Consider the following 7682-nt stretch of genomic DNA (forward strand, 5'->3'; position numbering starts at 1 on the left):
GGCCATCTTCATCCTGTTGCTCGCGGTATGCCCAGGGTCCCGCGCACAGCCAGGGGCCCGCCGCGCCCTCGCGCGACGGGCCCCCGGATCAGCAGGTACTCGGCCGGCACCTCAGCCGGTACATCAGCTCGCGCAGTTGTGCACGCCGCTCGTCGCGGATGCCACGACGACGTCGGCCAGACCCCCTTGCAGCGCGGTCAGGTGGAGCGCCCGGACCGTCAGCCCGTGGTCGGCCTCCGGGTCCCGCACCTGTTCGTTGACGACGATCCGCGCGACGCCCGGCAGCTCGACCACCGTGTTCGGCTCGGTGCCGATGTCGATGACCTGGCCGCCGACGCGGAGTGTCATCTCCGTGGTTCCGGTCGCCGAGCCGTCCCCTGCGCACGTGCTCGTGGCCTGGGCGGTGGCGTTCTCCACCTCGATCACCGGCAGCCCCGGGATGCCGATCCGCACCTCGTCCACGGTCGTGGTGGCCACCGACGTCCCGGGTGCCAGGCTCGTGGTCACGTCCGGGCAGACGGCGTTCGCCCGCAGCAGGAGCAGGTTCAGCGCCGCCAGGCACGCGGTGTTCGTGGACGAGGCGTCCGCCGTCCTGATCTCACCCGTGTCCGGCGTGGGCTCGAGCTCGAACCCGACCAGCGGGAGCGGCACGTCACCGCTGAGCCCGAACGCCCGGCCGGTGTAGTACTCGAGGAGCACGGTCGCGGACGCCGTCGACGGCTCGTAGTACGTGTCGCCGGCGAACTCGACGGACACGGGCACCGTGGCGTCCGCATTCAGCGGCTGGTCCACCACCTGGATGGTGCAGGCCACCGCGCCGGAGGCTCCGGTGGTACCCGTGCACTCCTGCCGGTCCGCGCCGGCGCCCAGGGCGAGCGTCACGTCCCGGCCCGAGACCCCCGGGCCCTCGGTCGTCTCCTCGGTGAGCACCCCGGACAGCTCGACGGCGGTCCCGTTCGCCACCCGGTCAGGGCCGGTGTACCGGAGCGCCGTCTCCTGCCGGGTGATCGTGAACGGGTCGGAGTCGCTCGACGGCTCGAACGTCCCGGTCCCGGCGAAGGACACGTCGATGGTCGTCTGGCCCGGCTCGTCGGTGGGCGTCAGCGAGCAGCTCGCCACGCCCTGGCCGTTGGTCGTCCCCGAGCACTCCTGCGAACCGCCACCGGAACCGAGCGAGAACGAGACGGTCTGGCCCGACACCGGGCTGCCACCCGCGGTCAGGGTCGCCGAGGGGGTGAACGCGTCGTGGAAGTCGGCCTCGGTGGGCCCGGTGTAGGTCACGACGGTCGGCTGCCGACCGATGGTGAACGGGACGGTGTCGCTCGCCGGCGCCACGTCCCGGTTGCCCGCGAACTCGGCGGTCAGCGTGGTCTCGCCCGGCGCGTCGGTCGGGGTGAGCGAGCAGCTCGCCACACCCGAGCCGTTGGTCGTCCCCGAGCACTCCTGCGACCCACCGCCCGAGCCGAGCGTGAACGACACGGTCGCTCCCGCCAGCGGGTTCCCGCCCGCCGTGAGCGTGGCCGACGCCGTGAACGACTGGGCCAGCACCGCCGACGTCGGCCCGGTGTAGGTCAGGCCCGACTGCTGCTGCGGCAGCGCCGCCGCCAGGTCGATGCGCGGGGTCGTGACCTGGTTGCCACCGCTGTCGTACGTGACGTCGACACCGGTGTCCTCCAGCAGGGCCTCGAGCTCGTCCACGCTCGCGTCGGGCCGCTCCTCGCGGAGCAGCGCGAAGGCGCCGGCCACGTGCGGCGCGGCCATGGACGTGCCGTTGAACGACGCGTAGCCGTCGTTCGAGTCGCTGGGGATCGACGACGTGATGTCGCTCCCCGGGGCGAACACGTCGAGCAGCACGCCGCGGTTGGAGAAGCCGGCGACGCTGTCGTCGTCGTTGGTCGCACCCACGGTGATCGCCTCCGGCACGCAACCGGGCGAGCCGACGGCGGCGCCGAGGCTGTCGTTGCCCGCCGCGATCACGGGAGCGATGCCCGCTGAGCGCACCCCCTGCAGCACCGACCGGTAGGGGCTGTTGTTGCAGTGCGTGCTGTGCTCGCCGCCCCCGAGGCTCAGGTTCACCGCCGCGATGTCCCGGTTCGCGGCAAGGGCCTGCACGTGCTCGAGGCCCTCGATGATGTCGTTGGAGGACGCCCTGACGCACGGCGCGTTGCCGTCGCAGTCCGCGTCGTCGTTGAAGCGGGAGAAGACCTGGACCGCGACGATGTCGGACACCGGAGCGACACCGTTCCCCGGGGCGCCGCCGGTGTCCGCACCGGCGGCAGTACCCGCCACGTGGGTACCGTGGTCGCAGAGCGCCACGTCGCACTGGGCCGCGCCGGCTCCGGTCTGCTCCTCCTGGCCGTTCGGGCACAGGGAGTCGCCGTCACCGCCGCCGGAGAAGCACGCCTCCTCCGCCACCCGGCCGCCGAAGTACTCGTGCGCCGCGTCGATGCCCGTGTCCAGGATCGCGACGGTCTGCCCGCCACCGGTGATCCCTCGCGCGTGCACGTCGTCACCGTTGATGACCGGCAGGCTGGAGTCCATGGTGGGCTCGTGCAGCTCGTCCGGGTGCACGCGGACGACGTCCGGCGACTGCGCGAGCTCCTCGATCGCCTCGGCGTCGGCGGTCACGGTGGCCAGCGGGTACAGGTCGAAGACCGTTGTCGTACGGACCGAGTGTCCGCTGGCGCGCATCTCGCCGAGCACGGCCCGCTGTCCGCCGACCTTCGACACCTCGACGATGACGCTCTGCGGCCCGTCCTTCTCGGCCTTCGCGATTAGCGCCCGTTCCCCGGCGTCCGGTGGCACGGTGTCGGGTGGCGACGCCGCTCCCGCCGCTGACGTCGTACCGATCAGGGCCGTGCAGGTCAGGAGCACGGCGAGGGCTGCAGAGGCGAAGCTGTGCGAAGCGGATCTGAGTGAAGCGGATCGTGAAGCGGATCTGTGTGAACGCATGAACATGTCTCCCTCACTTCGGCGTGGGTGCAGTGCAGGTCCGCACCTAAGGAGGGCGTTTCAGTCCATTCCGGACCACGTTGAGTGCTGGATATTCGCCCCTTCTCAAGCCGTCGAAGGGCGAATATCCAGCACTCAACAGGATTCAGAGGAGGCGGCGGGCTACCGCCCAGCGGGTCAGTTCGTATCTCGAAGAGAGCTGGAGCTTGCGGAGGACCGCGCTGACGTGGGTCTCCACCGTCTTGATCGAGATGAACAGCTCGCTCGCGACCTCCCGGTAGGAGTAGCCGCGCGCGATGAGCCGCATGACCTCCTGCTCGCGCTTCGAGAGCCGGTCGAGCTCGTCGTCGGCGACCGCCACGTCGTTCGCGGACGCGCCGAACGCGTCGAGCACGAAGCCGGCCAGCCGCGGCGAGAAGACCGCGTCCCCGCCTGCGACCTGCACCACCGCCGACGACAGCTCCGACGGCGCGATGTTCTTCGTGACGTAGCCACGTGCGCCGGCGCGGATGACGGAGACGACGTCCTCTGCCGCGTCGGAGACGGACAACGCGAGGAACCGCACGCCCTCCGCCAGCAGGTCGGAGCAGCGCTGCACCACCTCGGCACCGCCGCCACCGTTGCCGCCGGGCAGATGCACGTCGAGCAGCACGACGGGCGGCCGGTGCTCGTGCACCTTGGCCACCGCGGAGTCGACGTCGAACGCCTCGCCCACCACGGTCACCCGGTCGTCCAACGAGGCGCGCACGCCCGTACGGAACAGGTGGTGGTCGTCCACGAGCACCACGGGCACCGGGAGGGACACCAGCCCACCGCCCGAGACCGTTGCCTGGGTTGTCATCTCGTCGCACCTTCCGCAGTGGTTGGCGCAGCGCTGGGGGCCGTCGTGGCCCGCGCCCTGCCGTTCTTCTCGTTCTTCTTGTCGCCGTTCGCGGGCTTCTCGAGCGGCATCCGCAACCGCACCTCGGTACCCCAGCCAGGCCGGCTGACCACCTCGGCGGTGCCACCACGACGACGGACCCTGCCGAGGATCGACTCCCGGACGCCGAACCGGTCCTGCGCGATCTCGTCGAGGTCGAAGCCGTCGCCCCGGTCGCGGACGAACGCCTCCGCCACGGCGTCAGTGATCTCAAGGTATACGGACACGGGCGGAGCGCCGTGCTTGAACGCGTTCAGCAGAGCCTCGCGCGCCGCCTGCAGCAGTGCCGAGGTGCTCTCGGTGGGCGGGCAGTCCCCCACCACCACGGTCTCCACCGTGAGCGGCGCCACGGCGTCCTCGATCTCGGCGACCAGCTCCTTCAGCTCGGCGGCCACCGACGTGCCGGGTTCCTGCCGGTCGTCGTAGAGCCACCCGCGCAGCTCGCGCTCCTGGGCGCGAGCCATGCGTGAGACGGCCTCCGGGTCCGCGGCCTGCGCGCGGATCAGGGCAAGGGTCTGGAGCACCGAGTCGTGCAGGTGCGCGGCGATGTCGGCGCGCTCGGCCTCCCGGGCGTGGGCGGCACGCTCGTCGCCGAGCTGGCGCACGAGCCGGAACCACCACGGCACCGACACGAGCACGAGGCCTGCCACCATCGCTACCGAGGCGATGGCGGCCTGCATCAGCACGCTCCACGGCGTGTCCTGGCCCACGAGCATCAGGACACCCAGCATGGTGAGCACGACGCCGCCGGCGAGCCGCAGCAGCGCCGGCCGGGACCTGAGGCCCGTGCCCGAGCCGCCCACCCAGCGATCCCGTTCGGTCGCGTCGATCTGGCTCCAGGCCAGGGCGACGCCGCCGAGCCCGATGAGGGCGGGCAGCACCCACGATGCGACCGGGTCCCAGTCGGCGCGGAGCGCGATCAGGAGCGCGGCGCTGGACAGCAGGACCACGCCGATCCAGATGTCCCGGACCGCGAGCCTCGACACCGGCCCCGAGAGGCGGACGCGCTCGACGAGCGATGCCGCCCGGTCGGCGGCGCCGGCGTCGGCATTCGCGTCCGTGGTCAGCCGCGGCGCGAGCCGACGGCGTTCGGTGGGCACGGTGTCGGCGGCCACCGCCGGGATGCCCGCTGGGATGGTGACCCACCAGAAGACGTAGGCCACGACTCCGGCTCCGGCGAACCAGACGAGGATCAGGAACGCGACCCGGACCAGCCACACGGGTACGCCCATGTGCGCCGCGAGGCCTGCGGCGACGCCGGCCACCCAGCGGCGGCTGTATCCAGGGCCCGCGCTGCTTGGCCGGCGGAGGGTGAGTCTCTGGTTCACACCCCGATCGTCACATGTCCGGACTCCCCTGAACACGCCTGAGCCTGGATCTCAGGGTCCCGCGCGGGACTAACCAGGGTTGGTTCAGGGCAGGTCCCGATGCCGCACGGGGCGCCGGGCGCGCAGCATTGAGGCATGAGCACCGACGAGACGCGTCCAGAGGGCGCAACGCCTGGGCCGGAGGCGCCGGTCGGACCGGACGCCGAGCACGCCGGCCCGGCCTTCGAGCCAGCAGTCGATCCAGCGACCGACCCGATGGTCGATCCTGCACCTGTCGCACCCGGGCAGAAGCCCTACCCGGAGTCCGGCTTCTTCGCATCCATCCGCCGCGGTCTGTTCCCGCGCTCCGAGCAGCGCTGGGTGGGCGGCGTCGCGGGCGGCGTCGCCGAGCGCATCGGCTGGGACCCGCTGCTGGTCCGCGGCATCCTTGTCGTGAGCTTCTTCCTCGGTGGGCTCGGCCTCATCCTGTACGGCATCGGCTGGGCGCTGCTGCCCGAACGCGACGGCCGCATCCACCTGCAGGAGGCGACGCGCGGCAACTTCGACGTCGCGATGCTCGGGTCGGTGGCCGTGTTCCTCACGGGCTTCGCCTGGGGCGGACCGTCCGGCTGGTGGGACGACAGCGGCTGGGAGTGGCTCGCCTTCCTCTTCTGGCTGGCCGTCCTCGGTGTGGTGTTCTACCTGATCGTGCAGGGCGTGCAGCGACGCCGCGACAACGCCGCCCTCCGTACCGGCGCGGTCGCGGGGAACCCCGGTGTGCCCACCCCTGGCACTCCCGCCGCGGGCGTGCCGACCCCGGGCGTGCAGGCTCCTGGCCCGCAGGCTCCTGGTGCGCCCGCCGGTTCCGCCCCGCAGCGTCCCGGCGACCCCGGCGCGTCCGCCCACTTCACACCCGCACCGCCGGTCGAGTACCGCCGACCCGACGGCCTCGTCTACGCGACCGGCGCCGGCCCGGCGCCCTACCGCCAGACACAGACGCCGTACCGGTCCAGCCCGACCCAGACGATCCCGCCGCAGCCGGTCTACACCCCGCCCGCACCCCGCGTGCACCGCGGCCCGGGCGGGGCCACCGTCGGGGTCACGATGGGAGTGATCCTGCTGGCCGGCGCCCTGCTCCTGGGTCTCCAGCGGATGGACGCCTCCGGCCTGCCCGACGGCCTCGGTCAGCTCGGCTCCGTCTGGCTGGGCCTCGCGACCGTGACGCTGGGCATCGCGATCCTCGTCTCGGCCATGCGTGGCCGCACCAGCGGTCTGCTCGGGTTCTTCGCGATCGTCGCCATGCTGTTCGGCGTCGCCTACGTGGCCGTCGCCGACACCGTGGGCCCGCGCTGGGTGGACGACGCCATGACGAGCAGCCGCGAGATCGAGGGCTACGTGTCGGGCTCCAACAACCCGGACGCGGCCACCATCACGGAGGGCACCGTCATGGTGCAGACCGTGCAGGAGGCGGAGAACGGCTTCTACGTCCAGTGGGGCGACCCCGTCATCGACCTCACCGAGCTGGACCTGTCCGAGGTCGAGCCGGGCGACCCGGTGGTCGTGCCGATCCAGCTCGGCGCGGGCCAGACCGTCGTGAACGTCCCGGCGGACATCGCGGTGGAGGCGAACGCCTATGTCGCAGCGGGGCACGTCCAGTGGAACGTGGACGACCACGACCGGGCCGCGAGCGGCGTCGGATCGGACACCTACTTCGCCAGCGACGAGGTCGGAGAGGACGGCGCGGTGCTGACCCTCGACATCGAGGCCGGCGCAGGCGAAGTCATCGTGAGCGAGACCAAGTGAGGGAGCGCGCCATGACCGAGCACACGAGCGACCACGAGAACCCGAGCAAGACCCCGAGCCGGCCCGAGGGCCAGGACACGAGCGAAACCATGGACAACAAGAACCCGCAGGACTCGGGCACCACCGAGGTGCTGCCCGCGGCGGAGACCCCGCCGACGCAGGAGATCGCCCAGGCCACCCAGCGGCTGCCCGAGGGCCCAGCGACTGAGGGCCCCGCCCCCGAGGGTGAGGTGCACCCGGCCTACGGCATCGCCGCGGCACGGGCACAGGAGCAGGAGGCGGCGGCGACCGCCGTCCAGGATGCCCCGGCACGCGACGACTCCGACCCGGTCGCCGCACCGCGCGACCCGGCACGCGAGGTACCCGCCACGCCCGGGGCGACCGCTCCGGCGTCCGCTCCGACGACCACTCCGACGTCTGCTCCGGCGCAGCCGACCCAGGCGGCCACGCGGCGCGGACCACGTGTCGGGACGGCGGTGTGGGGGCTGATAGTGATCGCCGTCGGCCTCGGCATCCTCGCGGTCTCCGCCGGCGTGATGTTCGACGTGGGCGTCGCCCTCATCCTGCTGCTCGGTGCGGCAGGCGTGATCCTCGTCGTCGGATCGGTGGTCTCGAGCATCCGCCGACGCTGAGCCCCTGCGGTCTGGCGAGGTAGAGCGCCTGTCCGGGTCCCCCTGGCGACACAGGGAGACCCGGACAGG

Annotated in this window: 5 protein-coding genes; 2 read left to right on the forward strand and 3 right to left on the reverse strand. The window is 72.3% G+C overall.

Translation table 11 applies throughout. From position 1 onward, the window contains the following. Nucleotides 1-123 precede the first annotated feature (123 nt). The 3 genes from ACFWE2_RS06815 to ACFWE2_RS06825 all read right to left on the reverse strand — a co-directional run bounded on the left by ACFWE2_RS06815 (nt 124) and on the right by ACFWE2_RS06825 (nt 5199). Nucleotides 124-2874 (reverse strand): choice-of-anchor P family protein, encoded by a 2751-nt coding sequence (locus ACFWE2_RS06815; protein WP_377223455.1) that lies wholly within the window; start codon nt 2872-2874, stop codon nt 124-126. Between the two features lie 223 nt (nt 2875-3097). Further along, nucleotides 3098-3793, reverse strand: coding sequence for a LuxR C-terminal-related transcriptional regulator (locus ACFWE2_RS06820; protein ID WP_377223456.1), 696 nt, complete (start codon nt 3791-3793; stop codon nt 3098-3100). Further along, nucleotides 3790-5199 carry a PspC domain-containing protein gene (locus tag ACFWE2_RS06825; protein WP_377223457.1) on the reverse strand — a complete coding sequence of 470 codons (1410 nt, stop codon included), beginning with the start codon at nt 5197-5199 and terminating at the stop codon, nt 3790-3792. Before ACFWE2_RS06825 ends, ACFWE2_RS06820 begins: the two co-directional genes overlap by 4 nt. 135 nt (nt 5200-5334) lie before the next feature. Here ACFWE2_RS06825 and ACFWE2_RS06830 point away from each other — a divergent pair, with 135 nt between their 5' ends. Continuing rightward, nucleotides 5335-6981 carry a PspC domain-containing protein gene (locus tag ACFWE2_RS06830; protein ID WP_377223458.1) on the forward strand — a complete coding sequence of 549 codons (1647 nt, stop codon included), beginning with the start codon at nt 5335-5337 and terminating at the stop codon, nt 6979-6981. Nucleotides 6982-6992: 11 nt separating this feature from the next. Continuing rightward, nucleotides 6993-7613 (forward strand): hypothetical protein, encoded by a 621-nt coding sequence (locus tag ACFWE2_RS06835; protein WP_377223459.1) that lies wholly within the window; start codon nt 6993-6995, stop codon nt 7611-7613. Nucleotides 7614-7682 lie beyond the last annotated feature (69 nt).

Source organism: Promicromonospora sp. NPDC060271 (assembly GCF_042726755.1).
GTDB lineage: Bacteria > Actinomycetota > Actinomycetes > Actinomycetales > Cellulomonadaceae > Promicromonospora.

Coding starts and splice junctions, on each gene's coding strand:
- ACFWE2_RS06820 (WP_377223456.1), bottom strand. CDS start 3,793: ATGACAACCCAGGCAACGGTCTCGGGCGGTGGGCTGGTGTCCCTCCCG.
- ACFWE2_RS06830 (WP_377223458.1), top strand. CDS start 5,335: ATGAGCACCGACGAGACGCGTCCAGAGGGCGCAACGCCTGGGCCGGAG.
- ACFWE2_RS06835 (WP_377223459.1), top strand. CDS start 6,993: ATGACCGAGCACACGAGCGACCACGAGAACCCGAGCAAGACCCCGAGC.